Origin of the sequence: Mesorhizobium sp. M1B.F.Ca.ET.045.04.1.1 (assembly GCF_003952465.1) — a bacterium.
GTDB classification, from domain to species: Bacteria; Pseudomonadota; Alphaproteobacteria; order Rhizobiales; family Rhizobiaceae; genus Mesorhizobium; species Mesorhizobium shonense.
Genome location: NZ_CP034448.1, coordinates 5,526,086 through 5,552,520, shown reverse-complemented (window position 1 = coordinate 5,552,520; position 26,435 = coordinate 5,526,086). Strand labels below are relative to the sequence as shown.

22 protein-coding genes and 1 riboswitch are annotated in these 26,435 nt (G+C 65.8%); of the genes, 10 read left to right on the top strand and 12 right to left on the bottom strand.

The window, feature by feature from the left end:
- The first annotated feature begins 12 nt into the window (after nucleotides 1–12).
- The 3 genes from EJ071_RS27410 to EJ071_RS27400 all read left to right on the top strand — a co-directional run bounded on the left by EJ071_RS27410 (nucleotide 13) and on the right by EJ071_RS27400 (nucleotide 3,720).
- Entirely contained in the window at nucleotides 13–1,314 is a 1,302-nt protein-coding gene (locus EJ071_RS27410; protein WP_126100647.1) for a D-arabinono-1,4-lactone oxidase, read from the top strand.
- Nucleotides 1,311–2,447 carry an alanine racemase gene (locus EJ071_RS27405; protein ID WP_126100646.1) on the top strand — a complete coding sequence of 379 codons (1,137 nt, stop codon included), beginning with the start codon at nucleotides 1,311–1,313 and terminating at the stop codon, nucleotides 2,445–2,447. Before EJ071_RS27410 ends, EJ071_RS27405 begins: the two co-directional genes overlap by 4 nt.
- 337 nt (nucleotides 2,448–2,784) lie before the next feature.
- Complete coding sequence (locus tag EJ071_RS27400) at nucleotides 2,785–3,720, top strand: bifunctional helix-turn-helix transcriptional regulator/GNAT family N-acetyltransferase (protein ID WP_126100645.1); 936 nt, start codon at nucleotides 2,785–2,787, stop codon at nucleotides 3,718–3,720.
- 164 nt (nucleotides 3,721–3,884) lie between these two features.
- Here EJ071_RS27400 and EJ071_RS27395 read toward each other — a convergent pair whose 3' ends face one another.
- Nucleotides 3,885–4,718 (bottom strand): AraC family transcriptional regulator, encoded by an 834-nt coding sequence (locus EJ071_RS27395; RefSeq protein WP_126100644.1) that lies wholly within the window; start codon nucleotides 4,716–4,718, stop codon nucleotides 3,885–3,887.
- Between the two features lie 120 nt (nucleotides 4,719–4,838).
- Here EJ071_RS27395 and EJ071_RS27390 point away from each other — a divergent pair, with 120 nt between their 5' ends.
- Nucleotides 4,839–6,398, top strand: a complete 1,560-nt coding sequence (locus EJ071_RS27390; RefSeq protein WP_245459984.1) for a winged helix-turn-helix domain-containing protein — start codon at nucleotides 4,839–4,841, stop codon at nucleotides 6,396–6,398.
- Here EJ071_RS27390 and EJ071_RS27385 read toward each other — a convergent pair.
- The 4 genes from EJ071_RS27385 to EJ071_RS27370 all read right to left on the bottom strand — a co-directional run bounded on the left by EJ071_RS27385 (nucleotide 6,374) and on the right by EJ071_RS27370 (nucleotide 12,821).
- Nucleotides 6,374–6,742 (bottom strand): hypothetical protein, encoded by a 369-nt coding sequence (locus EJ071_RS27385; protein WP_126100643.1) that lies wholly within the window; start codon nucleotides 6,740–6,742, stop codon nucleotides 6,374–6,376. The two genes, EJ071_RS27390 and EJ071_RS27385, sit on opposite strands and share 25 nt — an antisense overlap.
- Before the next feature lie 98 nt (nucleotides 6,743–6,840).
- A complete protein-coding gene (locus EJ071_RS27380) occupies nucleotides 6,841–9,969 on the bottom strand; it encodes an efflux RND transporter permease subunit (RefSeq protein WP_281058879.1) in 3,129 nt (1,042 codons plus the stop codon).
- A 123-nt stretch (nucleotides 9,970–10,092) separates the two neighbouring features.
- Nucleotides 10,093–11,667, bottom strand: coding sequence for an FAD-dependent monooxygenase (locus tag EJ071_RS27375; protein ID WP_126100641.1), 1,575 nt, complete (start codon nucleotides 11,665–11,667; stop codon nucleotides 10,093–10,095).
- Nucleotides 11,664–12,821 carry an efflux RND transporter periplasmic adaptor subunit gene (locus EJ071_RS27370; RefSeq protein ID WP_126100640.1) on the bottom strand — a complete coding sequence of 386 codons (1,158 nt, stop codon included), beginning with the start codon at nucleotides 12,819–12,821 and terminating at the stop codon, nucleotides 11,664–11,666. Before EJ071_RS27370 ends, EJ071_RS27375 begins: the two co-directional genes overlap by 4 nt.
- A 330-nt stretch (nucleotides 12,822–13,151) precedes the next feature.
- Nucleotides 13,152–13,357: riboswitch (cobalamin riboswitch) on the top strand.
- Nucleotides 13,358–13,535: 178 nt separating this feature from the next.
- Here EJ071_RS27370 and EJ071_RS27365 point away from each other — a divergent pair.
- The 3 genes from EJ071_RS27365 to EJ071_RS27355 all read left to right on the top strand — a co-directional run bounded on the left by EJ071_RS27365 (nucleotide 13,536) and on the right by EJ071_RS27355 (nucleotide 16,541).
- Nucleotides 13,536–14,324, top strand: a complete 789-nt coding sequence (locus EJ071_RS27365; RefSeq protein ID WP_126100639.1) for an ABC transporter ATP-binding protein — start codon at nucleotides 13,536–13,538, stop codon at nucleotides 14,322–14,324.
- Between the two features lie 54 nt (nucleotides 14,325–14,378).
- Nucleotides 14,379–15,326: an ABC transporter substrate-binding protein gene (locus tag EJ071_RS27360; protein ID WP_126100638.1), complete on the top strand. Its 948-nt coding sequence runs from the start codon at nucleotides 14,379–14,381 to the stop codon at nucleotides 15,324–15,326.
- A 228-nt stretch (nucleotides 15,327–15,554) separates the two neighbouring features.
- On the top strand, nucleotides 15,555–16,541 hold the full coding sequence (locus tag EJ071_RS27355) for an iron ABC transporter permease (protein ID WP_126102737.1): 987 nt from the start codon (nucleotides 15,555–15,557) through the stop codon (nucleotides 16,539–16,541).
- A 7-nt stretch (nucleotides 16,542–16,548) separates the two neighbouring features.
- On the opposite strand, the gene EJ071_RS27350 is transcribed toward EJ071_RS27355, so the two are convergent.
- The 7 genes from EJ071_RS27350 to EJ071_RS27320 form a co-directional block, all read right to left on the bottom strand.
- Complete coding sequence (locus EJ071_RS27350; RefSeq protein WP_126100637.1) at nucleotides 16,549–17,484, bottom strand: phosphatidate cytidylyltransferase; 936 nt, start codon at nucleotides 17,482–17,484, stop codon at nucleotides 16,549–16,551.
- Nucleotides 17,484–18,143, bottom strand: coding sequence for a lysophospholipid acyltransferase family protein (locus tag EJ071_RS27345; RefSeq protein ID WP_126100636.1), 660 nt, complete (start codon nucleotides 18,141–18,143; stop codon nucleotides 17,484–17,486). The genes EJ071_RS27350 and EJ071_RS27345 overlap by 1 nt, the downstream gene beginning before the upstream one ends.
- Nucleotides 18,140–18,583, bottom strand: a complete 444-nt coding sequence (locus tag EJ071_RS27340) for a hypothetical protein (protein WP_126100635.1) — start codon at nucleotides 18,581–18,583, stop codon at nucleotides 18,140–18,142. The genes EJ071_RS27345 and EJ071_RS27340 overlap by 4 nt, the downstream gene beginning before the upstream one ends.
- Nucleotides 18,580–19,902, bottom strand: coding sequence for a phosphatase PAP2/dual specificity phosphatase family protein (locus EJ071_RS27335; RefSeq protein ID WP_126100634.1), 1,323 nt, complete (start codon nucleotides 19,900–19,902; stop codon nucleotides 18,580–18,582). The genes EJ071_RS27340 and EJ071_RS27335 overlap by 4 nt, the downstream gene beginning before the upstream one ends.
- A gap of 13 nt (nucleotides 19,903–19,915) precedes the next feature.
- A complete protein-coding gene (locus tag EJ071_RS27330; RefSeq protein ID WP_189521231.1) occupies nucleotides 19,916–21,703 on the bottom strand; it encodes a bifunctional alpha/beta hydrolase/class I SAM-dependent methyltransferase in 1,788 nt (595 codons plus the stop codon).
- Nucleotides 21,704–21,739: 36 nt separating this feature from the next.
- On the bottom strand, nucleotides 21,740–22,348 hold the full coding sequence (locus tag EJ071_RS27325; RefSeq protein WP_126100632.1) for a CDP-alcohol phosphatidyltransferase family protein: 609 nt from the start codon (nucleotides 22,346–22,348) through the stop codon (nucleotides 21,740–21,742).
- A 104-nt stretch (nucleotides 22,349–22,452) separates the two neighbouring features.
- Nucleotides 22,453–23,349 carry a hypothetical protein gene (locus EJ071_RS27320; RefSeq protein WP_126100631.1) on the bottom strand — a complete coding sequence of 299 codons (897 nt, stop codon included), beginning with the start codon at nucleotides 23,347–23,349 and terminating at the stop codon, nucleotides 22,453–22,455.
- Between the two features lie 295 nt (nucleotides 23,350–23,644).
- Between EJ071_RS27320 and EJ071_RS27315 the strand changes: the two genes are divergently transcribed.
- From EJ071_RS27315 to EJ071_RS27305, 3 genes are all read left to right on the top strand, one after another.
- Nucleotides 23,645–24,499, top strand: a complete 855-nt coding sequence (locus EJ071_RS27315; protein ID WP_126100630.1) for a hypothetical protein — start codon at nucleotides 23,645–23,647, stop codon at nucleotides 24,497–24,499.
- A gap of 118 nt (nucleotides 24,500–24,617) precedes the next feature.
- The gene (locus EJ071_RS27310; RefSeq protein WP_126102736.1) at nucleotides 24,618–25,097 is read left to right on the top strand and encodes a MarR family transcriptional regulator; all 480 of its coding nucleotides are present in this window, start codon (nucleotides 24,618–24,620) and stop codon (nucleotides 25,095–25,097) included.
- Complete coding sequence (locus EJ071_RS27305; RefSeq protein WP_126100629.1) at nucleotides 25,094–26,275, top strand: HlyD family secretion protein; 1,182 nt, start codon at nucleotides 25,094–25,096, stop codon at nucleotides 26,273–26,275. Before EJ071_RS27310 ends, EJ071_RS27305 begins: the two co-directional genes overlap by 4 nt.
- The last annotated feature ends 160 nt before the right edge of the window (nucleotides 26,276–26,435 follow it).

Sequence of the window (26,435 nt, the reverse complement as noted above, 5' to 3'; positions counted from 1 at the left end):
CGGGAGGTGACGGTGGCAAACGCCTGGAGCAACTGGTCGGGCTTCGTGAAGGCCGCGCCGAAGCTGATCGCCACACCCACCGACGCCGGTGAGCTGGCAGAGCTGGTGCGCTCGGCGCCCGGTCCGCTGCGGGTCGCCGGCGCCGGCCATTCCTTCACGCCACTGGTGCAGTCGGACGGCACCATCGTCTCGCTGGAGAAGATCGAGGGGCTCGTCTCTCATGACCCCGCAACCAATCGAGCAAGGGTGGGGGCAGGCACGCGGCTCGGCGCCCTGATGCACATCCTGCAAGGCATCGGCCAGGGCTTGCCCAATATGGGCGATATCGACCGCCAGGCGATCGGCGGCGCGCTGGGCACCGCCACGCATGGCTCTGGCCCGACGCTCGGCGCCTATCATACGCAACTGGAAACGGTGCAGTTCGTCGACGGGCAGGGTAAGTTGCGCGAATATAGCCGGGCAGGGGATCAGGACATGATCCACGCCACCGGCGTCGCGCTCGGCGCCTTCGGCGTGCTCACCGAAGTGACGATGAACAACATCCCGACCTACCGGCTGCGCCGCCGCAAACGGGCGCTGCCGATCGGCGACATGCTGCGCGATTTTCAGACGATGATGGCCGCGCATCGCTCGGCGGAGTTCTACTACATCCCGTTCTCCGGCTACGCGCAGTTCATCGCCAGCGACTTGAGCGACGCCGCGCCCACGCCGCGGCCGACGGAGGACGACGAGGAGGGGCTGGCGACGTTGCGCAAGCTGCGCACGGCGCTGCGCTGGCTGCCGTGGCTGCGCCGCGCGCTGATCAAGGGCGCGGTGAAAAAGGTGCCCGCCGAGGATTATGTGCAGGACTGGCTCAACGTCTACGCCAGCGACCGCCGGACAAAGTTCAACGAGATGGAATATCACCTGCCTTTCGAGGAAGGCCCGAAGGCGTTGGCCGAGATCATCGAGCTGACGGAGAAGCACTTTCCGGAAGTCTATTTCCCGATGGAGGTGCGTTCGGTGGCGCCCGACGATTTCTGGCTTTCGCCCTTTCACAAAAGGCTGACCTGCTCGATCGCCATCCACCACGATGCGGCGAACGATCCGCTGCCCTTCATGCGCGCCGCCGAACCTATCTTCTTGAAATATGGCGGTAGGCCGCATTGGGGAAAGATGCATAGCCTCAAGGCGGCGGATTTCAGAAAACTCTATCCGCGCTGGGATGAGGCGATGGCGGTGCGCCGCGACATCGATCCGGAAAACCGTTTCGTGTCGCCCTATATGGCCGGCCTGTTCGGCATCGAGCCCGGTCCTTTTGGCATCCAACGATGAGCGCGTATTTCGCCGAGTTGTCGAAAGCGCTGAAGGCGGCGGAGATTTTTCGGCCCTGCCTGGTGCTCGACCGCGATCGGCTGGATGGCAATATCGCGCTGGTGAAGCGGAGGTTGGCGCCCGGCCTTGCGGTGCGCCTGGTCGACAAGTCGCTGCCTTGCGTGCCGCTGCTTTCGCACATTGCGAGAGCGCTCGAAACCAGCCGCTTCATGACCTTCCACCCGCCGGTGACGCAGGCCGTGCTAGACGCCTTTCCGGAAGGGGATCTGCTTTACGGCAAGCCGATGCCGCTGGGTGCTGCCAAGGCTGCGCTCACCCGGGGCGGCGCCGGCTGGTGGTCGCGGGTCTGCTGGCTGATCGACACGCCGGAGCGCCTGGCCGAATTTGGCGCGCTCGCCGCCGCGCTCGACACCGAATTGCGCTTCGCCTTCGAGATCGATGTCGGCCTGCATCGCGGCGGCTTTTCCAGTCCCGCCGGAATCAGGGCGCTGACGATCCCCAAGGGCCTGCGCTGCGAAGGCGTCATGGCCTATGAGGCGCATGCGCCGGAAATCCCCGGACTGTTCGGTGGTGCGGCCAAGGCTCTGAAGCAGGCGTCGGCCAAGGCCGCCGAATTCGTCGCCGCCCTCGATCCGGACCAGCGCCGCATCCTCAACATCGGCGGCTCGAAGACGGCACTGCTGCATGGTGGCGGGGTCGCGAACGAAGTGTCGATCGGCTCCGCCTTCGTGCTGCCCAGCGATTTCGACACGCCCGGCCTCGACGGCTTCCAACCGGCGGCCTTCATCGCGACGCCGATTCTGAAGGCGGTCGATCCGGTATTGCCCGGTCCCGCGGCGATTTCGAGGACGCTGCAGGCGCTCGGTCTGTTCCCGCGCAAGGGCTGCTATCTCTATGGCGGCAAATGGATGGCCGAGCCGGTGTTCCCTGAAGGCATGAAGCCGAACGGGTTGATCGGGTTGTCGTCCAATCAGCAGTTCATGGGGTTGCCTGCCGGGGCGGACGTGAAGCCCGGCGACTATGCTTTCCTGCGGCCGACGCAGAGCGAGGCGGTGCTGCAGCATTTTGGTTCGATTGCGGTGTTTTCAGCGGGACGGATCGTGGAGTTCTGGCCGGCGCTGCCGATGGGGTGAGGGAGCGCTTCAGGCACTCGCGACTAGCGCCGGGGACCTTGAGGTCGTCATTCTAGGGCGGAGCGACGCGAAGCGGAGCGCAGACCCTAGAATCCATGCCGTTCCGCCTACCGTAGAACAAATACGGTGCAGAAGAAGGTATCCTATGCCGGCGTCTCGGCGTTCCAGTGCCAAGGTTCTGCACCGTTGCGGCGCTTGTAGGTCACGGCATGGATTCTAGGGTCTGCGCGCGTCGCTTCGCTCCTTGCTCCGCCCTAGAATGACGAAGGTGTATGCAACCATTTCATTGACTCAGTCAACTAAATGATTGATCCTGTCCAGGACAGGAGGAGTTTCCATGACGATCCACGATCATCCCGGCAAGGAGCGCATAGACGCGGTGCGCGCTTTCAACCGCTTCTACACCCGCCAGATCGGCGTGCTCGATGAAGGCTGGCTCAAAAGCGCCTTTTCGCTGACTGAGGCCCGGGTGCTTTATGAGCTTGCCCATCGCGATGGGCTCGTTGCCAGCGATCTGGTGCGCGATCTGGGCCTCGATCCCGGCTATGTCAGCCGGCTGTTGAAGAAATTCGAGGACCGCGGCCTGGTCGAGCGCGCCGCCACCGAGGCCGATGCGCGCCGCGCCTCGATCACGATCACGTCCGCGGGCAGGGAGGCTTTCGCGCCGCTCAACCAGGATTCGCACGACCAGGTGCGCGCGCTGCTCGATCGTCTGGCGCCCGTCGATCAGGAACGGCTGGTCAAAGCGATGCGCACGGTGCAGGACCTGCTTGGCGACAAACCCGAACCCAAGGTGCCCTATATCCTGCGTCCGCTGCAGGTCGGCGATATCGGCTGGATCACGCACCGCCAGGGCCTGCTCTACGCGCAGGACTATGGCTGGGACGAAACCTATGAGGCGCTGGTCGCCGAAATCCTCGGCGAGTTCGTCAAGAATTTCGTCCCGCAATGGGAGCGCAGCTGGGTCGCCGAGAGGGAGGGCGAGGTGGTCGGCTCCGTCTTCGTCGTGCGCAAGTCGCCCAAGGTGGCGAAGCTCAGGTTGCTCTACGTCGAGCCGTCGGCGCGCGGCTTGGGCATCGGCGGGCGGCTGGTCGATGAATGCATCGCCTTTTCGCGCGCCAAGGGCTACAAGACGCTGACGCTGTGGACCAATGACATTCTTGGTTCGGCCCGCCGCATCTACCAGGCGGCAGGCTTCAAGCTGGTTGAGGAAGAGCGCCACCATTCCTTTGGCAAGGACCTCGTCGGCCAGACCTGGAATCTGGAACTCTAATTCTTGCCTTCTCCCCTTGTGGGAGCAGGTGGCCGAGCGAAGCTCGGTCGGATGAGGGGTGTTCCAGGGAAAGCCAGCGTCTCACTCCGCTGGAACACCCCTCAACCGTCTCGGCGCTGCGCGCCGATCCACCTTCTCCCACAAGGGGAGAAGGGGAAGGCGTCTCAGGCTTTGACTGGCACCCAGATTTCCAGTCCGCCATTGCCGCTGTGCGGATCGAACTCTGGCCCGTAGCGCTCGAACTCCGGCGCGTCGGCGATCTCATGGCCGGAGGCCGGCAGCCATTTGTTCCAGATCGTGTTGACGGTGCGGCGGATGGTCGAGATGTGCTCGCGATGCGCGAACACGGCGTATTTCTGCGCCGGCACTCTGACCCGGCAGAAGTCCTTTGGCAGATCCGAGAAATCGGCGACCTCTACGCCGGCGACGTAGTCGAAATTGCCGACGTCGTCGCCGTTGACGCAGGCGCCGTACGCGACGTTGCCGATCTGGCCGGGAATGTTGCCGATATAGGGGCCGAAGCGCTGCCACTGCGTCGGGATGCCGGCGCTGGATTCGCAACTGTAGCGCTCGCCGAGCCCGGCGATGAGGAACGGCCGGCTGGTCTCGAAGCGCGGCGGCTCGAGCGTGGCGAGAAGCGAACTGTCCATGAGGATGGGCTCCACGAGGTCGAGGTTTTTGGTCGAGCTCTCGGCGCGCACCAGTTCCGGCGTGGTGCCGAACTGGTCGCGGAAGGCCCGCGTGAAAGCCTCATGCGATCCGTAGCCGGCATCGAGCGCGACGCTCAGAATATCGGGCGCCCCACCGGCGAGCTTGCGCGCCGCTTCGCTGAGCCGGCGCGCCCGCATATAGCCCATGACCGACCGGCCGGTGGCGGCGCCGAAGGCGCGCGTCACGTGGAAGCGCGACACGCCGCTGCTTGCCGCGACATCGTCCAGCGAAATCGCATCCGGCAGATGGCTTTCGACAAACCAGAGCGCTTTCTCGGTCGGGTTCATTGGGCCTCGCAATTGGCGGGGCGACACTAGCCACCGCATCGACAGCCAGTTTGATCGAAATTGCGCAGTGGGCAATAATGGCAACGCGCATGCCCGGTCGAGTGGGATCGACCGGGCATCATGCGCGAGCCCGAGAAGGGTGTCCCGATGACGACGGCGACGGCCGATCAGGTCTTCCGCTTTGGCGGGTTCACACTCGACCTTGCCAGGGGGACGCTGTGCGGCGTCAACGAGCCGCTCTACCTCCGGCCGAAAGCCTACGCGCTGCTTTCGCACCTCGCCCGCAATATGGGCCGCGTCGTTCCGAAATCGGAGCTGATGGATGTCGTCTGGCCGGGCGTCTATGTCACCGAGGATTCGCTCACCCAATCGATCCGCGAGATCCGCAAGGTGCTGGGCGACGATATGGTGCGCACGGTCTCGAAACGCGGCTACATGCTTGCCGCCGAGGCGCAGGCAGCGCCCGAGATCAGCACGCAGCCGATCGTGGCCGTGGTGCGCTTCCGCAACGACAGCGGCGATCCGGCCGACGAGGCGATGGTCGACGGCTTTGCCGAGGACATCATCAACGGCGTGGCGCGCTTCGGCACGGTTACCGTACTGGCACGCAATTCGAGTTTTTCATTCGCGTCCTTCGGACGCGCCGAGTGGTCCCAGATCCGCGCCCGCATCGGCGCCGATTATCTGGTCGAGGGGTCGCTGCGCCGGCAGGGCGAGCATGTCGTGGTGGCCGTCAGCCTCGTCGACATCGCCACCGCCAGCCAGCTCTGGGGCGACCGCTACCAGTCTCAGGGCGCCGGCCTGTTCGCGGTCGAGCGCGAGATCGTCGAGCAGATCGTCAGCCGCCTGGTCACCCGCGTCACCAATGCCGGCCTGGAGCAGGCCTCGCGCAAGCCGGTGACCAGCCTTGCCGCCTATGAGCTTCTGCTGCGCGGCTTCGCGCTGCTGCGCGACCCGGCCCAGACCGACCAGCGCGGCGCGGAGGCCTTGTTCGAGGCGGCCATCGCCAAGGACCCGAATTACGGATTGGCCTACACCTATCTCGCTTTGGCGCGCGCACTGGACGGGGAGTTCGGACGCGCCAGCGACGCCGTCCTGGAAAACGCGCGCGACCTCGCCGACAAGGGACTGGCCTTGTCGCCGGACCAGCCGACCGGGCATCGCGTCCAGTCGCTGATCCGCCTCTATATGCGCGACCACGTGGCGGCCGAGCATCACATGCGCATCGCGCTGCAGCTCAACCCTTATGACGCCGACAGCATCGAGCAGATGGGCATGCTGCTCACCATGCGCGGTCGCCCGCTCGAGGCGCTGACCTGGCTGGCGCGCGGCATCCGCATCGATCCCTTGCATCCGCACTGGTATCAGTTCGACCGTGCGCTGGCGCTCTACATGATGGGCGAATACCGCCAGGCGGCGGAAGCGCTGGAACTGGCGACGCGCCCGGCGCCCTGGATCAGGACAAGGCTCGCGGCCTGCTATGCCCAGATGGGCGATATCGAGCGGGCGCGCCGGCAGATCGCCCTCATCGAGGAAGGCGAACCGTTCTCTCCGCTCGATTACGCGTTGCGCGGCGTGCCGTTTGAAAATCCGGCCGATGCCGAGCATCTCGCCGAGGGCGTCAGGCTTGCCCTCGGCGTTGGAACGTCCGCCGGTCAATCGACGACGACCACGATATAGCGGCCCTGATAGAGCCGGTAGTAGGTGCCGCCGCAGCGCCAGACGTCGAAGCCGTTGACCTTGGTGCGGACGCAGCCTGCCGGCAGCGTGGCGACCCAGGCGGTGGTGTGCCTCAGCACGCGCCACGTCGTCGTGCGGCGCGCGACGCCGGCTGCGCTGCGCGGCGTCCAGGGCGCGCCGATGCGAGCCTGCGCTTCACTCACGAGGGAGAACGGCGCGAGACCGCCGAGATCGGTGGCAGCGATGACGAGGCCGAGTGCGGCCAAGCCGATCTTCTGGCTCGCCTTGCGGCGGGAAGGGGCCGCGGCACGCGCCAGACTGGAAGTTTCATGCGGATGCGTCATTTCCATTGCTCCTTTGCATTTCGGGTTGAGTGGTAGGTTTGCCCGGCGCCGCGCGAACGCGCTCCCCGCCGGGCGGGGATCCTCCATCGGCACGCCGGTCAGGCCGGCGCGCCCGTGAGATCGGGAACCGCATCGCCGCCGGACAGCGCCACCGGCGATGCATTGGCTGAGGTCGCCGCCGGCCGCCCAGCCGGCGCCTTGATGCCGAACCAGGCGACGTAGAGCGTCGGCAGGAAGACCAGCGTCAGCACGGTTGCCACCATCAGCCCGCCCATCACCGCATAGGCCATCGGCCCCCAGAACACGGTCGGCGCGATCGGGATCATGCCGAGGATGGCGGCCGCCGCCGTGAGCAGGATCGGCCGCAACCGGTGCGTGGTGGCGCTGATCACCGCCGCCCACGGCTCCTCGCCGGCGGCGAGGTGCTGGTCGATCTGCGCGATCAGGATGACCGAGTTGCGGATCACCATGCCGATCAGCGACATCACGCCGAGGATAGCGACGAAGCCCATCGGCGCGCCCGACAAGAGCAGGGCGCCGGCAACGCCGATGAGGGCCAGCGGCGCGGTGAGCAGCACCAGCACCAGGCGCTGGAAGCTCATCAGCTGGATCATGAGCACCGTTGCCATGACGAACAGCATCAGCGGGAAGACCACGAAGATGCTGGCCTGCGCCTTGGCGCTGTCCTCGATCACGCCGCCCTGCTCGACGCTGTAGCGGGCCGGCAGCTCCGCTTTGAAGGCGGCGATCGCCTTGTCCAGTCTCCGGGTCACCGAGGCAGCGTTGTTGCCAGGCGCGACGTCGGCCTGCACGGTCACGGTCGGCAACCGGCCGCGGCGCCAGATCAGCGGCGGCTCGGTCTGGTAGCTGAGCTTGGCCACCTGCTCGAGCGGCACGCGGCGTCCGCCCGACGCGCTGATCGTCAGGCCGCGCAGCGTGTCAATGCTGGCACGTTCGGTCTCCACCGCCCGGGCGACGATGTCGACGAGGTAGGTGTCGTCGCGCATCTGCGTGATCTTCGAGCCCGACAGCACCGCGTTGATCGTCTCCGACAGCTGCTGCGATGAGATGCCCAGCGCTCGCGCCCGGTCCTGGTCGACCTCGACCTTGATGACCTTGGCCGGCTCGTTCCAGTCGTAGTTGATGTTGCGCACCGCCGCATCGCTGCCCAGCACCTGCGCGAACTGCTGCGCCAGGCTGCGCGTCTTGTCCGGATCCGGACCGCTGACGCGGAACTTCAGCGGCCAGCCGACCGGCGGACCGAGCTCCAGCGGCGTGACGCGGGCCATGACGTCGTCGAAGCCGGTCGACAGCTCCTTCTCCAGCCGGTCGATGACGGCCTGGCGCACTGCGTGCCCCTTGGTCACCACGACGGCCTGGGCGAAGAAGTCGTTGGCGAGCTGTGCGTCGAGCGGCAGGTAGAAGCGCACCGCACCCTGGCCGACATAGAAGCTCCAGTGGTCGATGTTAGGATCGGCGGCAAGCAGCTTCTCGACGCGCTCGACGACGGCATCCGTCGACTTGATCGAGGCGGTGCGCGGCAAGGTCAGGTCGACCATCACCTCGGGCCGGTCGGACTTCGGGAAGAACTCCTGGCCGACAAAGCCCATGGCCACGACCGAGAGCGCGAACAGCCCCGCCGTCGCCGACAGCACCAGCCATTTCGCCCGCATCGCCATCTCGAGCAGCGCCTGGAAGCCGCGCGCGATGCGTGACGGCTGATGGCTGCCATGGCCCTTGATGCGGTCCGGCAGGAGCGCAACGCCGGTGAGCGGCGTGAACAGCACCGCCACCACCCAGGAGACGACGAGCGCGATTGCCACGACCGCGAACAGCGAGAAGCAGTATTCGCCGGCACCGCTCTTGGCGAAGCCGACCGGCACGAAGCCGGCGATCGTCACCAGCGTGCCGGTGAGCATCGGGAAGGCGGTCGACGTGTAGGCATGGGTGGCGGCCGAGATCTTGTCGTGGCCTTCCTCCATGCGCGAGATCATCATCTCGACCGCGATCATGGCATCGTCGACCAGGAGCCCGAGCGCGATGATTAGCGCGCCGAGCGAGATGCGCTGCAGCGAGATGCCGAAATACTCCATGGTGACGAAGGTAATGGCCAGCACCAGCGGGATGGCGATGGCCACCACGACACCAGGGCGCCAGCCGAGTGCCAGCAAGGAGACGGCAAGCACGATGGCGATCGCCTCGCCGAGGCTCTTGGTGAACTCGCCGACAGATTCTTCCACGACATGCGACTGGTCGGCGACCAGGCCAACCTCGGCGCCGAGCGGCAGCTCGGCCTCCATCTCATGCATCTTGTCCTTGACGTTCTCGCCGAGCGCCAGCGCGTCGCCGCCCGCGGTCATCGAGATGGCGATGCCGACGGCAGGCTTGCCGCTGAAGCGGAACATCGGCTGCGGCGGGTCGGAATAGGCGCGCTTGACCTCGGCTACGTCGCCCAGCCGGAAATAATGCCCGTTGGCGTAGAAGTTGATGGCCTTCAGGCTCTCCTCGGAGGTGAAGCTGCCGGAGACACGGATGGCGATGCGCTCGGGGCCGGCATCGACCGTACCGCTGGGCGTCAGCGCGTTCTGCGCCTGCAGCGCCTGCGACAGCGTGCCGACATCGAGGCCGAGCGCGGCGACCTTCTGGGTCGAGAATTCAAGATAGATCTTCTCGTCCTGCTGGCCGATCAGATCGACCTTGGCGACGTCCTTCACGGTGAGCAGCCCGGCGCGCAGGCTGCTGGCCAGGTCCTTCAGCTCACGATGGCTGAGGCTGTCGGAGGTGAGCGCATAGATCAGCGAATAGGTGTCGCCGAACTCGTCGTTGTAGAACGGGCCCTGGACGCCGGACGGCAAGGTCGGCTTGATGTCGTCGAGCTTTTTGCGCACCTGGTACCAGAGCGGCTGCACCTGGTCGCCGGCGACCGTGTCCTTGAGGTTAACGAAGACGACGGACTCGCCGGGCTTGGTGTAGCTCTTGACGTAGTCGAGGTCCGGCAGCTCCTCGAGCTTCTTCTCGATGCGGTCGGTGATCTGCTCCACCGTGTCGCTGGTGCCGGCGCCGGGCCATAGCGTCTTCACCACCATGGTCTTGATGGTGAAGGGCGGGTCCTCCTCGCGGCCGAGGCCGCGATAGGCATAGAGGCCGGCGAGCGCGGCCGCGATCATCAGGTAGACGATGAAGCTGCGGTGGCGCAGCGCCCATTCGGAAAGATTGAAGCTGGTCATGATGCGGCTCCTTTTCAGGGCGCGCGAAAGCGCGCTCCGCCAGCGCCTGCCGGCTGGCGAAAAACAAACGACGGTTGGGGTTCAGTCAGCAGCGCCCGCCGCGCGGCGGGGCGCCGTGGCAATTCAGGCCAGGCTGTGCATGGTGCCAGGCACACGATATGGCGCGCGCTCGGCGGTTCTCGGCCGAATCGCGAGGCCGGCGAGATAGCGCTGGAAGGCGGCCGCCTCCTGGACGGGGGAGGCGAGCGCGACATGGCCGTCCGGCCTCACCAGATAGGCTGCGTCGCGCTGCAATCCGGCCTTCTCGGCCACGTCCGACCAGGCGAAGGCGTGGACCGGGATTCCGCTCGGCGCGAGCATCGCCCGGAAATCGCAATTCACCTCTCCATAGACATGGACCTGCCAGTCCAGCGACTGCAGCGGCTCGAAATTGTCGCCGTTCGCGCCGGCGACATAAGGCAGGCGGTCGCCGCCGCTCACCTTGCCCGCCGTGCCCGAGCTGATCGGGCTGGCGCGATACTCGATCGCCGCCTGCGAGATCACGCCGAAGAAGAAGCGCGAGCCGAACGAGGTGTGGAGCAGCACGTTCAGGATCTTCGGCATCAGATAGCGGCGGAACAGGCCGATCAGCCGCGAGCGGCTGGTGATGAAACGGAAAGCGGTATCGGTGCTCTCGATCAGCTTCTGCGCGAAGGCGATGCGCTCCGGCTCGTAGCTGTCGAGCAGCCGCATATCGGCCCGGCCCTGCACCACGGCGGCGAGCTTCCAGGCGAGGTTCACCGCATCGCCCATGCCGGTGTTCATGCCCTGGCCGCCGGCGGGGCTGTGGATGTGGCCGGCATCGCCGCAGAGGAACACGCGGCCGCCGCGGAAGCGCTCGGCGACGCGATGATGGACGCGATAGGTCGAGAACCAGTTGACCTCGTCGACCGTGACGCCGGTGTCGCGCTCGACATCGGCGCGGATCGCCTCGAAGGTGATCTTCTCGTCGGCTTCATGCGCCTTCGGCACGATGCCGATCAGCCTGACCGAACCGGACTGCCGGACCGGCATGACGATCGCGAAACCATAGGCGCTGACGGTCGTGTCCATGCCGTTGCGGGTGATCTCGCCACGGCCCTTCACGTCGGCGACATAGAAGGACTGCTCGTAAGCGCCGCCAGGGAAGCCGATGTTCAGCCCATGTCGAACCGTGCTGTGGGCGCCGTCGCAACCGGCGAGATAGGCGGCGCCGACGGTTTCGGTCCGGCCTCCCTTGCTCAGCGTGGCGACGATCGCGTCGCCTCTGTCCTGGAAGGCGACGAGTTCCGTGCTGCGCTCGACTTCGACGCCGGCGCGCTTCAAATGCGCGATCAACAGACGTTCATGGATATCTTGCGGCAGGGCGAAGGCGAAGGAATAGGGGCTGATGCCGCGGCCGAAATCGGAGAGCGGCAGCCGCGCCGCTATGCCGGCCGGCGTGTGGACGGTGAGCCGCTCGATGCGAACGCCCTCCGCAAGCACGTGGTCGACGATGCCGATCTGGCGGTGGAACTCCAGCGTGCGCGCCTGGACGGCAAGCGCCCGCGAGGTCTCGCCGGGAGCGGCGGCCTTGTCGAAGATGCGCACCGGGACGCCGAGCCTGGTCAGCCAGAGCGCGAGCGTCAGCCCGGTCGGACCGGCGCCGGCAATCAGGACCTTTGTCTTGGACACGGTCATTTTCCTTCTCCTTCAACGATACGAACTTTTTCGTGTTCCCGCAGCCGGTTGACGCCGGCGGTGACGACGAGATCGCCTTTGGCAAGCCCGTCGCGGACGACGACGCGGTCGGTCTCGTAGCGGGCGACGGAGACGGGCCTCAGTTCGACGGCCGATGACGATGTGACCACCCAGACGGCCGGCTTGCCGTTCTGGTCGAACAGCGCGCTGCCCGGCAGCACCGTCACCGGCGCGCTGGCCATCTCGGCGCGACCGGCGACGCTCGCGCCAAAGCGCATTTCGTCCGGCGCATTTTCGAGCGAGACCTTCACCTGGAAGGTGCGCGTCGCGGCGTCGGCCATCGGTGCAATCTCGCGAATGGTGCCGAGCGCCGTGATCGCCGGATTGCTGAGCAGCGAGACCGTGACCTGCGGCGGCCGCCTGGTACCAGGCGCGTTGGCGAAGGCGGCTTCCGCAATCGAGAACACCGCGTCGCGGCTCTCCGGATCGGCAACGCGAACCATCATCTGCCCGACATTGACGGACTGGCCGGCTTCGGCGCCGGTGGCGGTGACGATGCCGTCGAATTCCGCACGCAGCTCGGTATAGCTCAGCTGATCCTTCGCCATCTCGAAGGCGATGTTGGCCGATTTGAGCTTGGCCTGCGCCGAGCGCAGGTTCTTCAGCGTGGCGTCGTAGTTGGCGCGCGTCGTGAAACCCTTGGCGAGCAGCGCGCCGATGCGGGCCTCCGCGGCGCGCGCCTCCACCAGCACGGCCTGCGCGGCCGCCACGTCGGCCTCGGCGCTGGCGAGCCGGTTGCGATAGTCCTGGTCGTCGATGCGGGCGAGCACCTCGCCCTTCTTCACCTTGGAGCCGATCTCGGCGATCCGCTCGACCAGCTTGCCGGACACGCGGAAGCCGAGGTCGCTTTCGAGCCTTGGCCTTATCTCGCCGATGGCGATGCGGGTGTCGGCGTTGCGCGTCGGGGCAACCGCGATGGCCTTGACGAGCTTGGTCTCCGGCGCGGCGGGTTCTGCGTTCGAGGCCTCACTTCTGGCGTCGTGCCAGACCACGGCTGCGCCGCAGGCAAGAGCTGCGATCGAGCCGGCGACAAGGCGGCGCCTCAGCGGCTTGTTATGCCCCGAAAGGCTGGCTTTAAAAAGTGCGGCAATCATGTTGTCTCCATGACCAAGGTTGCGGTCGCGCGGGAGGATGCGGCGACCGGGAACTGTGTTGGCTGGAGGGGATCGGGCGTTGCGGCCTGTCTTTCGCCAGCCCGATCTTCTTGCTGTTTCGGGCACGAGAAATCCCGAACGGTTTCTGAAAATTTTCCGATGTTTGGGTGAGGCGGCGCCGGAGGGATTGACATCGGCATGCCAAACGTATGTAACGTTATTACATATCAAAATGGCGAACCAGGAATGCATCCTTCAGACAGATCGTTCGGACGATTCATGAGACAGCGACCTCTCGCAGCAGCCCGTTGCGACTCGCACGCGGACAACCTACGATGGCAGCGTCATGGTCCCCGAGCCGCAAGGCGAGGGGTGAAAAGGGAACACGGTGAGACCCTCGTCGGGTCGAGCCCGTGGCTGCCCCCGCAACTGTGAGCGGCGAGCTCCATCCGAACGCCACTGGCCGGCAAGGCTGGGAAGGCGGATGGCGCAACGACCCGCGAGCCAGGAGACCTGCCATCGACACGAGTTGACCGGACGGGGTGTGCCGGGAGGAGACGCGGGCACCGGTCTCGTCGGCCGGCTCGTCCAGCATCCTTCCGTCGCCATTTTGGAAAGTGACGGAATGTTGGACGGCTCCATCGATCGTATCCACCACGCCATCGGATATGCGGCCCGGAAATACCATCCGGGCAATCGGGCGGGCATCCGCCCATGACCGCGGCGCTTCTCGAAGCCCGTGGCCTCGGCGCGACGGCGAATGGCCGCGCGCTGGTCGACAATGTCAGCCTGTCGATGGCGGCGGGCGGGCGGCTGGCCATCATCGGCCCCAACGGCGCCGGCAAGACGACGCTGCTTCGCATGCTGTGCGGCGCGCTGCCGCCGAGCCGCGGCGAGGTGCGTCTTGCCGGGCGCCGCCTGGACAGGATAACCGCGGCCGAGCGGGCGCTCAGCATCGCCGTTGTCGGCCAGACTGATCAGCCGGACCCACGGCTGGCGCTCATTGACTATGTCGAGCTTGGCCGCGTTCCGCATGCCGGCCTCAGGCGCCGGCACGACGACCGCGACATCGTCGTCGAGGCGCTGCGCCGAACTGGGCTCTTGCCGCTGCTCGCACGCACCATCGGCTCGCTCTCCGGCGGCGAGCGCCAGCGCGCGCAGCTTGCCCGCGCCATCGCGCAGGAACCGAAAATTCTGTTCCTCGACGAGCCGACCAACCATCTCGACCCGCGCGCCCGCGGCGAACTGCTCGACCTTGTCGCCGGCCTCGGCATGACCGTCGTCGCCGTGCTGCATGACCTGGCGTTGGTGGCACCCTTCGCCACCAGCGTCGCGGTGATGAGCAACGCCCGGCTGCACGTGCTGGCGCCGCCGCGCGAAGCACTGGCGCAGCCGCTCATCCGCGAGGTCTTCGGCATCGACGTGCTGCGCGTCCGGCACCCGACCGAGGATCGCGAGCTCACCATCTTCGAGCTTCCCACGCGCGCTTCCTCGCCATCCTGAGCCTGCCCCAACCAAGCAACCCAAAGAACCCAAGCAAACAAGGAGCACCATCCCGTGAAACGCCTCGCTTTGTCGCTTGCCCTCTCGCTTGTCGCCTCAGCCGCCTTCGCCTTCCCGGTCACCGTCGACAGCTGCGGCAAGCCGCTTACCTTCGACGCGCCGCCGAAGCGCGCTGTCATCCAGGACCTCAACATGGCCGAGATGGCTTTCGCGCTGAAGCTGCAGCCGTCGATCGTCGGGCTCACCGGCATCACCGGCTGGTACAAGGTCGGCCTCGAATTCAAGACCGAGCAGGGCTCTATCCCGGAGCTGGCGCCGAAATATCCTACGCTGGAAAACCTCGTCGCCGTGCAGCCCGATTTCTTCTTCGCCGGCTGGTATTACGGCATTAAGCCGGGCGGCGATGTCACGCCCGACACGCTCGCCCCGCATGGCATCAAGACACTGGTGCTGACCGAGAGCTGCGTCCATCTCGACAAGAACCGGCCCGCCGCCTCGATGGACCTGCTCTATGGCGACGTCGAGAAGCTGGGCAAGATCTTCGGCAAGGAGGCCGAGGCCGAGAAACTGGTCGCCGGCTGGAGGGCTGAGCTCGCCGGCATCACGGCGAAGGTGGGCGACCACACGGGCACGCGCGTGTTCCTCTACGACTCAGGCGAGGACAAGCCCTTCACCGCCGGCAAGTTCGCCATCCCCAACGCCATGATCGCCGCCGCGGGCGGGGAAAACATCATGGCCGACATGGAGACGAGCTGGGGCAACACCGACTGGGAGACGGTGGCGTCGCGCAATCCGCAGTTCCTCATCCTGCTCGATTACCAGGATGGCGGCGGTTACCGAAAACTGCTCGATTTCCTTAAAGTCCATCCGGCGATGAAGGAGACGGACGCGGTGAAGAACGAGCGCTTCGTGGCGCTGCGCTACGCCGAGCTGACGCCCGGACCCGCCAACATCGAGGCGATCGGCAAGATCGCCAGGGCCATGCATCCGGAAGCGTTTTGAGCTCTGGAGCACGGTTGAGCCGGGAGTGTTTCCGTTGATGGATAGCCTGCCTTGGAGAATGGCGAAAACGCCCATCACTTCGTCATCCTCGGGTCTCCGCGACGGAGCTGCGCTCCTGCTTCGCCCGTGGATGACGAATTCGCGGAGATCTCGGCTAATCTCGAACGCTGGCGGGCCGATGACAGGCCTGAAGACGTGAGCTCGCGCCATAAGCCATTCGTCCTGTCGATGACGCTGGGCGCGCTGCTACTCGCAGCGCTCACGCTGCTTTCGATCGCCTATGGCTCGACGCTGATACCGCCGCGCGAGGTCGTCGGCGCGCTGGCGCGTGCGGCTGGACTGGGTGGTCAGGCCGTGCCCGGACCGGTCGGCAGCATCGTCGTCGACCTCAGGCTGCCGCGCACGCTGCTGGCGATCGCGGTCGGCGCCGGCCTCGGCGTCGTCGGCGCGCTGCTGCAGACCGTCACCCGCAACAATCTTGCCGACCCGTTCCTGTTCGGCCTTTCCTCGGGCGCCGCCGCCGGCGCCGTCTCGGTCATCACCGTCTTCGGCGACTCCTTCGGCATCTGGACCTTGCCGGTGGCGGCCTTCACCGGCGGCATATTGGCGGCGGCAATTGTGCTTCTGCTGGTCTCCCGGGTGAGGGGACAGGGGCCCGAGCGGCTGATCCTTGCCGGGCTCGCTGTCTCCTTCATGTTCACCGCTTTAACCAACTACCTCGTCTTCGCCGGCGACCAGCGCGCCGCCCACTCGGTGCTGTTCTGGACCATGGGCGGGCTCGGTCTCGCCCGCTGGGACAATATCGGCCTGGCGGCGCTGGGCGCCGGCATCATCCTCGCCTACGGCCACTGGAACCACCGCCGTTTCGATGCCTTCCTCGCCGGCGAAAGCGCTGCCGAGAGCCTCGGCGTGCCGGTGGCGCGCATGCGCCGCGCGACATTCCTCATCGCCGCTCTGGCCACCGCGATTCTCGTCGCGGTCGCCGGTGTCATCGGCTTCGTCGGCCTGATGATCCCGCATCTCGGCCGGCCGCTGGCGGGTCCGCTGCACCGGCCCCTGATAGCGATCTGCGCGCTGTTCGGCGCGATCCTTTTGTTGGCCAGCGATCTGCTCGCCCGCACGCTGCTGCCGCCGCAGGAATTGCCGATCGGCATCATCACCAGCTCGCTCGGCGCCTTCTTCGTTGTCACATTGCTGATGCGCAAGCGCATTTAGCCGGCAGTCAGACCGTCCAGAAATAGCGCACGATGTGGAAGAAGATCGGCGCGGCGAAGACCAGGCTGTCGGTGCGGTCGAGCATGCCGCCATGGCCTTCGATCAGATGGCCCCAGTCCTTGACGCCCTGGTCGCGCTTGATCGCCGAGGCGACGAGCCCGCCGAGGAACCCCATCGCGCAGGCGACGAAGGCCACCGCCGAGGCCTGCAAAGGCGAGAAGGGCGTGATGAAGGACAAGAGCGCGCCGAGCAGGCTCGATGCGACCAGCCCGCCGATCAGCCCTTCCCAGGTCTTCGACGGCGAGACGGTCGGCGAGAAGCGGTGCTTTCCGAACAGCTTGCCGAAGATGTACTGCAGCACGTCGCTGCCCTGCACGACGATGATCAGGAAGGCGATGAGCAAGAGGTTGCGGCCTTCGAAGCCCGGCACGTTGAAGGTCAGCAGGGCAGGGACATGGCTGACGCAGTAGACCGAGATCATGATCGCCCATTGCTGCGCGGCGATGCGTTCCAGGAAGCGCTCGGTGTCGCCATGCAGCGCCGTGATCGCCGGCATCAGCAGGAAGCAGTAGACCGGGATGAAGATGACGAACAGCCCGTACCAGGCCGTCCACACCAGCCAATACTGGAACGGAATGACGATGCCGAACATGCCGAGCAGCACCCAATGGTCGCTGCGGCGGCTGTGCGTCAGCGTCACGAACTCGCGCAGCGCCGCAAAGGAGATCAGCGCGAACAGGATCGTCATGCCATAGCGGCCGAAGAAGAAGGCGACGGTCATCAGCGCCACCATCACCCACCAGGCGTTGATGCGCTGGGTAAGATTGACGAGCGTCGCGCTCAACGGCTTCGGCGCGCGCGCCGACAGGGTGGCGGCGGTGATGCTGGCGGTGCTCAGCACCACGAAAAGGCCGATGATCAAAATGCTGATTTCGTGGCGCATCAATCGTCTCGGTCGGGGCGCGGGTTGAGCGCCTTGAGCGCCGCGCGGGCACGCGTGAGGAAGGCGCGGCGTTCCTCGCCCGGTCCCACCGCCACCGGCGCGCCGAACACGACGCGGCAAAGCAGCGGCACCGGCAGGAACTGGCCCTTGGGCAGCACGCGCGACATGTTCTCGATCCAACAGGGAATGAGCTCCACATCCGGCCGCGCCATCGACAGATTGTAGAGCCCGGAGCGAAAGGGCAGCAACTCGTCGCTCATGTTGCGCGTGCCTTCCGGAAAGATGATCAGCGAATGGCCCTGGTCGAGCACCGAGAGCATGACGGAGATCGGGTTCTCCTCCGGGCTCGTCCATTGCCGGCTGATCAGCACGGAGGACAGCATGTCCTCGGCGATGAAGCGGCGCAGCCGCGATTTCCCCCAATATTCGGCGGCGGCGATCGCGTGCGTGATGGCGCGCTCCTTCTCGCTGAGGCATGCCGACAACAGGATGAAATCGCCGTGGCTGGTGTGGTTGGCGAAGTAGATGCGCTGCCGGTCCGACGGCTGGCTGCCGCTCCAGATCGGCCGCACGCCGGTCACGGCCCATGCCAGCGCCGACAGGCCGACGGACGTCGCGGTCTGCAGCAGTGTGAAGGTCCGGAGCGCAAGCTTGCTCATCGCGGCATCCAGAATCCGGCGGTCAGGAACGCGATGACGAAGATCGCGAAGGCGATGCGCTGGCGGGCAAGCAGGCGGCGCGTTCCGGCGATGCGGTCGTCGAGCAGGCGCGAAGAGGAGGGGGCAGGCTTCAACCGCATGCGCGCCAGCAGATCGTCGACCGCCGCGCCGCCCGACGCCTCGTCGTCATGGCTCGCCATCAGCCGAAACAGCAGCGCGTCGAAGATGAGAAGTGCTGAAAGCCCAAGCACCATGACGGCGCTCGCCGCCGCGACCAGGAGCGCTAAAACTGCGAGCGGCGACTGGAACCCGCCGCGCGCCGAAGCGACCAGCGGCGCGACGCTGTCGCCGGCGATCACGACCGCGGCCGGCCATGCCGCCTGTTTGATGAGCATGGCGGCAAACCGGCCAGTCCGTTCCTGATAAGTGTCGTCGGTCATGCCGGCTCGTCCTGGAAAAGCACCGGCCGGCCCGATGCGGCCAGCGTCTTTTGCGCCTGCGCCAGCGTGTGCGAGCGGCCGGTCGCGACCAGCCATCGGGCGACGACGGTGGCGCTGCGCTGGAAGCCGAGCGCGCAGCAGACCAGCACCGTGCCTTGCCTGCGCGCCGGCTCGATCGCGGCTACCGCCTTGTCGAGCATGTCCGCCGGCGGCGGCAACAGGTCGAGCATGGGAAAGCTGATCCAGCGGCCGGTGCTGGTGCGCGGCCGTTCCAACTCGGCGGCAAGATCGATCACCGTGTCGAAGCCATGGGCCTCGGCGGCAGCGGGGAAGCGGCCGAGGAAGACGCCGTCGGCTATCGCCACCACCGGCGGCAGCTTGCGCGTCCAGGCAAGCAGATTGATCGTCGCGCCAAGCCGATGAGGCCAGAGCAGGATGCGGCTTGCCAGCGACACGCGACCGTCCTGCGGCTTCTGGAACACCTTGGCACCGGCCCCGGCATAGCCGAAGGCGACGATTGCGAGCCCCAGTGCCGGCCACAAAAGCACAAGCGCGGTTGCGGAAAAGAAGACGCCGATGGCGGCGCCGCCAAGTGCCGCGATGGCGCCCAGCCCATAGCACAGTGCAAGGCGCCTCGCCATCGAGCTGGCGCTCAGGCGAAAACCGGCGAAGGGCAGCTCGCCCTTGCTCGGAAATAACCACAGCGCGAAGACCCCGAGCAGCGCGCCGGTCGGGATGTCGATGAAGTGGTGCTGCCAGGTCGTCAGCACCGAGGCGCCGATCAGGAAGCACCAGCCGTGCCAGAGCGGCAGGAGAGGGCCGCCGAGGCGCTGGCGCCAGTGGTCCCAGATGATCACCAAAAGCGCGATGTGCAGCGATGGCGCCTGGTTGAACGGCTTGTCGAAACCGCCGAGCACGGCAAACAGGAAACCCGGCAGCCCTGTCGTTGCCGACCGAACGAAGGTGGCGGTCAGTGGAAACAGGATGAAGCAGGTGACGGCGACGATCTGCGCGGTGAGATAGCGACCGGCCAGCCGGTCGACGCCCTGCCGGCTGTCGTTGAGCAGGAGTGACAGCCCGTAGAACAGGTTGATCGACCAGTAGGGCAAGATCGTCCAGGCGAGGAACGGAACATGGTGTTCCCATGAGAACACGATGCTGCCGACATGCTCGCGCGTCGACGCCAGCCAGTTGGCCAAACCGTAGGTCGAATAGAAGAATGGCGCGAGCAATGCGAGCCAAAGCGCTGCCCGGACGACGACACGCCCATAGGGCTCGGCGGAGGTCGGAAGGCACGAGGGCTCGGCACTGGTGGGCATGCGTGGATGGGTCCTAGAGCCTTCTGGCGAGCGAGACGGTGAAGATGCCCCATTGGTCGATGCGCTGGTCGAGCTTCTCGAAAGCGGCCGCCTCGACCAGCTGATCCATCTCGCCTTGCGTGCGCCGCCGCATCACCCAGGCCTGTCCGCCGCGATGCGAGGTCAGGCTGCGCGCGATCATCTCGAGCTGCGGGTGCCAGGGCTGGTTGGTGTAGATGAGCAGGCTGCCCGGCTGCATGGCGCGGGCCAGGCCGCCGAGCGAGCGGGCGATCAGCGCATTGTCGGAGAAAAGCTCGTAGAGGCCGGAGACGATGGCGAGATCCGGCGCGGGATCGAGCCTGGCCAGTCCGTCGCCGTCGAAGGCATCGGCGCGCTGGAACGAGACGCTCGCCGGCAATTGGCGCTCGGCGATCAGCTTGCGGCCGAGCTCGACATTGAGGTCGGAATAGTCCCGCAGGCGCACGCTGGCCGGCGGCTCGGGGCTTTTGGCGATGGCGTCGAGCACGTAACGGCCATGGCCGGCGGCGATGTCGAGGATATGGCCGGGCCGTCCGCCGGCCTTAAGCATCGCGAGTGACGTGCCGATCAGCTCTTCGAGATTGAGCTTGCGCTGGCGGATGCCGCGCCAGCCGATGGCGTCGAGAAACGTCCGGTCGACCATGCGGCCGATCGGCCCGAGCCCGCGCGCCTCGTTCTCATAGACATAGTCCAGCGTCGAACCGGAATCGAAGCCGGTGCCGACACCGACCTTCATGCCTCGCGAGAACCAGCTGCCGATGCGGATGAAGGCGCGGCTGAGCGCCCAGTACAGACCCTTCGGGGACAGAAGGTCGAGTGGCGAAGCGAGCCGGTCGGCCTCGTCTCGCGTGTAGCCGGCGATGTCCGCCTGCTTAAGGTCGACGGCTTCGGTCGGCGAAGCGAACTGCCCTTCGAGGAAGGGCCGGATCAGGTCGAGCGCCTTGGCGCGCTCGCGCTCGCCCAGTGTGTCGTGGAAGAAGCCCGGCAGAACATGGCGCTCCTTCACGCGGCTGCCGAGATTGACGAAGAACTCGTGCTGAGGGCCATGCCGCACCACCAAGTCGCTGCCCGACAGGAGAAGCTGCGTCGGCACGGTGATGGCGCGGGCATCGGCGACGATGCGCGCCGCGTGCTGGTAGAGCTCGACGAGGATGTTCGAGGCGATCGGCCTTGTGATCAGCGGATCGTTCTCGAAGGAGGCGATGCGCACCGGATCATGGGTGAGCAGGTTCGCCTTGACGTAGGAATTGACGAAGAAGCGACCCTTGATCTTCTGCCACAGCGCGATGCCTTCCTTGGCGAAGGGCACGTAGAGCTTGACCGAGAAGGCGGGCGAGGCAAGCACCATGGCGCGCAATTTCGGCGCATAGTCGTGCACCCACGCGGCGGCAAGCACCGCGCCGAAGGACTGCGCGATCAAAGCGATGTCCTGCGCGGCAAAACCGTCCCTGGCGGCGATCTCGCGCATGAAGCAGTCGATGTCGCGTACCAGCGCCGCGAAGGAAGGAGCATAGCCGCGCTCACCTTCGGAGCGGCCGTTGCCGCGAGCGTCCCAGGCATAGAAGGCATGGTCGGGCATGCGCAATTCGTCCACGAGGTGCGCCATGCGGCCGCCATGCTCGTGGCCGCGATGGAAGAGCACGACCGCGCCTTTCGCTTTTGCCGAAGCGGCCGGCCAGAAGCGATAGAATATCTGCGTACCGTCATGGCTGCGGAACGTGCGTTCCTCCGCTTGCCGCGCAAGGCTTTGCGCCGGCGCGGTGGCGATCGGTTCGTGAAGCATGGTGTTTCCCCCGGGCTGCATGGCGAGCCTCGATGCTCAGCCGGCGCTGCCAATAAGACCGGCGCGTATCCGGTTTATGGCGGTCAGCAGCGAAAGCGTTGCCATGACTGGAAACACAAACGGCGCGATCGATGCCGGCCAGAGTCCGGCGGCGCAAAGCACCGCGGCCACGCCGAGCGCCAGCGCCCTGTCGCTCTTGCCGAACGGCCCGGCATAGTTGCGTCCGATGCCCGCGGCGATGCCGAGCACGCCGGCGAATTCGGTGAGCATCGCGGCGATGGCGAAGGCGACGACACCCCAGGCGCCAAACTGCCGAAAGGCGGCAAATGGCAGGATCAGCGCGAGGTCGGAGACGACGTCGCAGATTTCATTGAGATACATGCCGAGCGTCGAGGCCTGGCCATGCTCCCGCGCCAGCATGCCGTCCATGGCGTTGAGCGCCATGCGAACGAATAGCACGATGGGGATGAGAAGAAGAACTATGCGCCAACCCGGCAGAAGCGCAATCGCCGTTCCGGCAGCAATGGACAGCAAAGCGGCAAGTATCGTTATGCCGTTGGCCGTGATGCCCATTGCCGCCAGCCTCTCGACCAGCGGCCGCAGCCTGTCCTGGAAAGCCGGCTTGAGCGCATAGAGCGTCGGCATTGCGTTGATCCCCCGATCCACGCTTCTACCTGTATCACGAAGAGGCCGGACGGCACCAGCATGCGGCAAAAAACACGGTGAATTTTCAGACGGTTGACGCCTGGTTATGAACGCATCGCCTCAAGCCGCCGCCGCAGCCAGTATTGCAGCTTGATCAGGTGCCTGATCGGCGTTCGCTCGATACGCCGGACATCGATCAGCGTGACGCCGCCGCCGTCCGACAGCGTGTGCAGGCCGGTGTCGAAGCCGGCGAGCCAGCCCTCCGGCGACAGCCGCTTGACGATGCCGGCCGAAAACTCCTCCGGCGTCAGGCGCTCGACGCGCAACAGGTTGATGGCGCCGCCATAGCTTGTGGTGCAGTCCTGCGTCGGGAAATGGAGCTGGCCGTCCTGCTCGAAGGGCGAGCCGGCCGGCCGCGATGACGCGCGACCCGTGCGCACCGGATTTTGCGAGTGCTTGCGCCACGGGCCGGCCAGGCTGTCGGCGAAGGCGACGTGCAGCTCTCGCGTGTCCCTGCCGTCAGGGCCATGCAGGGCATAGAATATCCACCAGCGCTGCTGGTGGTGGAAGATGGTCGCATCGACTGCCGGCTCGTCGAGCAGCACGGCAACCGGCTGCCACGCCTTCGGAAAATCGATCGCCTTGTAGAGCGTGAGCCGCCCGCTCTGGTAGGCCTCCGGCAGCATGAAGATGTCCGCGCCCTGCCGGATCAGAAACGGGTAGGAGAGGTGGAACGGCTCCTTCAGGGCCACGCCGCGCGAAAGCAACGTCCAGTCCCTGTCGTAGCTATAGTAATGGATCTCGCCGCGCTTCACCCGGTAGTCATAGGCCTCGACAAGCACCGTGAAGCGGTCGCCGTGGAAGAGGCCGAACGGATCGGCGATGAAGCGGAACGACCCCTGCGGCGGCAGCCAAACGGCGCGGCTCTTGTCCAGGCCTTGCGCGGCAAGCGCATTGCCGATCGGTTCCGGCACAATGCCCACCTGCCAGATATCGACCATGGATTCGCCCTCCCGCGCCAGCGCATCTATGCAGCAAAACGCGCTTGGCGAAAACAACCGGACGCGCCGGCAGGCCCCGTGAGCGCAATGTTGGTGTAATGCCGACGGGCTATTTGCCGTGCGCGGGTGACGAAATCTGCACCAAGCATCGGTCGCCGCTGGGGGCTAGCGCTGTTGCGGCTCTTTCAGTATAGAGAGCGCGGGTTGGGAAGACTGCTTGATGGAAGCAGTCGAGGGGTAATTTGTAATGCGTTCCGGGGTTAACGTTGTTAGCGCCGTCGGCGGCGATTCTGCCGTGACGGATGCGCCAGAAGCCTATGTCATAATTGCTTATGGGGACAGACTTGGCTATCACTATAGCGCGATTTTCGCAGCTCTGCTGATCAGCGCCTACAAAGGTGATGCCAGTCCGATCGTGATCTACACCGATCGTCCTGAGCTGTTCCGAAACTATCCGTTCCAGATCGTGCCGATCACGCTGCAGCAGATCAGCGATTGGTCACTCGAAGGCCGCTACTGGTTCCGCATCAAGAACCGCGTCATGCATGACGTGCTGGGCCGTGGCTTCGAGCGCGTGCTCTACATCGACAGCGATATCGCTTTCACCGGCAATCCCAATATCGACATCGGCCGCGTCACGTCGGGGAGGGCGGTTCTGTTCCGCAACGAAGGGCCGGTGAACAGGTCACCGAAGTCCCACTATCGGGGCCTTGCCGGCTTACCGAAGAACCTGTTTGCGGACGACGGTCTCGTCTTGTCGCCAAGCGCGCCGCTTTGGAGTTCGGCCGTGATGGGCCTGCATCGGGACATGCGGGCGAGCGTCGATTGTGCCGACCGCGTCATCCGCGGACTGTTGGGGAAGATCGACTCGCATACGCTGGAACAGTTTGCCCTTGGCGTGGCGCTGGCCAGAAATCATCAGGTGGTGCCCTCGTTTGGCAGCTTCAGCATCTTCTCGACCTCCAGGACAAAGGCCTTTGCGCGCCGCAGGATGTTCGAGTTCTTCCAGCGCAATCATGCTGCCCCCTTCGACGTGCAGATGGCGGAAGCGAAGCGCCTGAGGCTGCGGCAGCCAATCGGCAAAATGGTGGTCGGCAGGCTGCTTGAGCTCAAGGCTGGGCCGGACCCGGATTTCAGCATGCTTGCCTGAGGCTCGTCTTCAGCGGCCGACAACCATGAGCCCGTCGCATGGCTGCCATGCGATTTGCCGGCTTCTGGAACAACGCATTCCGCTTGAATAGTAAGCACGCTTATTATATATGCCGCTCATGGTTTCAGACGGCATCGACAGACTGGGATTTTTGATCCACGACGTGCAGCGGCTCATGCGCAAGCGCTTCGAGGCGCGCGCCAGCGGGCTCGGCCTGTCGTCGGCACAGTGGCGGCTTCTCGTCCGCGTCGCCAAGGAGGCGGGCGTGGCCCAGGCGCGGCTCGCCGAGCTGCTCGAAATCGAGCCGATCAGCGTCTCGCGCCTGGTCGACCGCATGGAAGAGGGCGGCTGGATCGAACGCCGGCAGGATGCGACCGACCGGCGCGTGCGCATGATCTTCCCGACCGAGAAGGCAAACGCGGCCTATGCCGACGTCAAGAGCCTTGCCGGCGAAGTCTACGAGGAATCGTTGACCGGCGTATCGGCGGAAGAACGCCGCGTCCTGATCCGGGTGCTCGACACCATCGTGCAGAATCTGACGGACGGCGAGACGTCGTCCCTGGAAAAGATCAAGAATACGGAAGGCGCAACGGCATGAACGCGCAGGCCAAGAAAATAGACGACAACGTCACCGAGCTTGAAATGGAAGCGCCGGCGCAGCCGGCGGCAACTCCAGTCGCTGTGGCGCCTGTGCCCCAGCCGGCACCCGCGCCGAAGAAGAAGCGCCGTACCGGCCGCTTCCTTTTGATGGTCGCCCTGCCGCTGGCCCTGCTCGCCGGTGGCGCTTATGTCTGGGTGACGGGCGGGCGCTACCAGGAGACCGAGAACGCCAATTTGCAGCAGGCGAGGATTTCGATCGCCTCGGATACGGCCGGCCGCATCGTCCAGGTCGGCATTGCCGACAATCAGATGGTCAAGGCGGGGGATTTTCTCTTCGTCATCGACCCCGAGCCTTACAGAATTTCGCTGGCCCAGGCCGACGCAGCGGTTGCCGCCGCGCGTCTCAATGTCGAGCAGCTGCGCGCCGCCTACAGCCAGGCCATGGCGCAGGAAAGGTCGGCCAGCAGCGAGGTCGACTACGCGCAGTCGCAATATGACCGCGCCGCCGATCTCGCCCAGAAAGGCATCAACGCCAAGTCGTCGCTGGATCAGGCCCGCAACGACCTCGACAAGGCCAAGCAGCAGCTTGCCGTGGCGCAGCAAGGCATCGTCAGCGCCAAGGCGGCGCTTGGCGGCAACCCGGACATCGAGACCGACAAGCATCCGACGGTGATGTCGGCTTTAGCCGCGCGCGACAAGGCCGCTTACGACCTCGCGCAGACCACGGTGAAGGCGCCGGCCAACGGCGTCGTCTACCAGGCCTCGTCCTTCAAGGTCGGCCAGTATGTCTCCGTCGGCACGCCGCTCTTCGCGCTGGTCGAGACCGGCGACATCTGGATCGACGCCAACTTCAAGGAGACCCAGCTCACCAACATGAAGCCGGGCCAGAAGGCCGAGATCGTTGTCGACACCTATCCGGGCAAGACCTTCGAGGCGACGGTCAAGGCGATCGGCGCAGGCACCGGGGCCGAGTTCTCGCTGCTGCCCGCCCAGAACGCCACTGGCAACTGGGTCAAGGTCACCCAGCGCATCCCCGTGCGCCTTGAGCTGACCGATCCTGACGCCAAGATGGCGCTTCGTACCGGCATGAGCGCGACGGTCACCGTCGACACCGGCGTGGCGCGCGGCCTGCCGTCGATCTTCGGTCACGCGACGGCCGGCGAGAACGCTGAGTAGTCGAAGCAATTCCAGGAAAAGCGTGAAGCGGTTTTCCGTCCGGAATTGCGGGGAAAAACAGAGTTGGAGCAGGGGATTGGTCTGATGGGAGGAGTGGGAAAGCTGAGCGTTTGAAGGCGGTCGCGTCGCGGCTCGATCCAAGCTGAAGCTTTCGGCACGG

Coding starts and splice junctions, on each gene's coding strand:
- EJ071_RS27345 (WP_126100636.1), bottom strand. CDS start 18,143: ATGAGCAAGCTTGCGCTCCGGACCTTCACACTGCTGCAGACCGCGACG.
- EJ071_RS27335 (WP_126100634.1), bottom strand. CDS start 19,902: ATGCCCACCAGTGCCGAGCCCTCGTGCCTTCCGACCTCCGCCGAGCCC.
- EJ071_RS27390 (WP_245459984.1), top strand. CDS start 4,839: ATGCGCGAGCCCGAGAAGGGTGTCCCGATGACGACGGCGACGGCCGAT.
- EJ071_RS27355 (WP_126102737.1), top strand. CDS start 15,555: ATGACGCTGGGCGCGCTGCTACTCGCAGCGCTCACGCTGCTTTCGATC.
- EJ071_RS27330 (WP_189521231.1), bottom strand. CDS start 21,703: ATGCTTCACGAACCGATCGCCACCGCGCCGGCGCAAAGCCTTGCGCGG.
- EJ071_RS27305 (WP_126100629.1), top strand. CDS start 25,094: ATGAACGCGCAGGCCAAGAAAATAGACGACAACGTCACCGAGCTTGAA.
- EJ071_RS27340 (WP_126100635.1), bottom strand. CDS start 18,583: ATGACCGACGACACTTATCAGGAACGGACTGGCCGGTTTGCCGCCATG.
- EJ071_RS27400 (WP_126100645.1), top strand. CDS start 2,785: ATGACGATCCACGATCATCCCGGCAAGGAGCGCATAGACGCGGTGCGC.
- EJ071_RS27370 (WP_126100640.1), bottom strand. CDS start 12,821: ATGATTGCCGCACTTTTTAAAGCCAGCCTTTCGGGGCATAACAAGCCG.
- EJ071_RS27375 (WP_126100641.1), bottom strand. CDS start 11,667: ATGACCGTGTCCAAGACAAAGGTCCTGATTGCCGGCGCCGGTCCGACC.
- EJ071_RS27405 (WP_126100646.1), top strand. CDS start 1,311: ATGAGCGCGTATTTCGCCGAGTTGTCGAAAGCGCTGAAGGCGGCGGAG.
- EJ071_RS27325 (WP_126100632.1), bottom strand. CDS start 22,348: ATGCCGACGCTCTATGCGCTCAAGCCGGCTTTCCAGGACAGGCTGCGG.
- EJ071_RS27395 (WP_126100644.1), bottom strand. CDS start 4,718: ATGAACCCGACCGAGAAAGCGCTCTGGTTTGTCGAAAGCCATCTGCCG.
- EJ071_RS27350 (WP_126100637.1), bottom strand. CDS start 17,484: ATGCGCCACGAAATCAGCATTTTGATCATCGGCCTTTTCGTGGTGCTG.
- EJ071_RS27310 (WP_126102736.1), top strand. CDS start 24,618: ATGGTTTCAGACGGCATCGACAGACTGGGATTTTTGATCCACGACGTG.
- EJ071_RS27320 (WP_126100631.1), bottom strand. CDS start 23,349: ATGGTCGATATCTGGCAGGTGGGCATTGTGCCGGAACCGATCGGCAAT.
- EJ071_RS27365 (WP_126100639.1), top strand. CDS start 13,536: ATGACCGCGGCGCTTCTCGAAGCCCGTGGCCTCGGCGCGACGGCGAAT.
- EJ071_RS27380 (WP_281058879.1), bottom strand. CDS start 9,969: ATGACCAGCTTCAATCTTTCCGAATGGGCGCTGCGCCACCGCAGCTTC.
- EJ071_RS27385 (WP_126100643.1), bottom strand. CDS start 6,742: ATGACGCATCCGCATGAAACTTCCAGTCTGGCGCGTGCCGCGGCCCCT.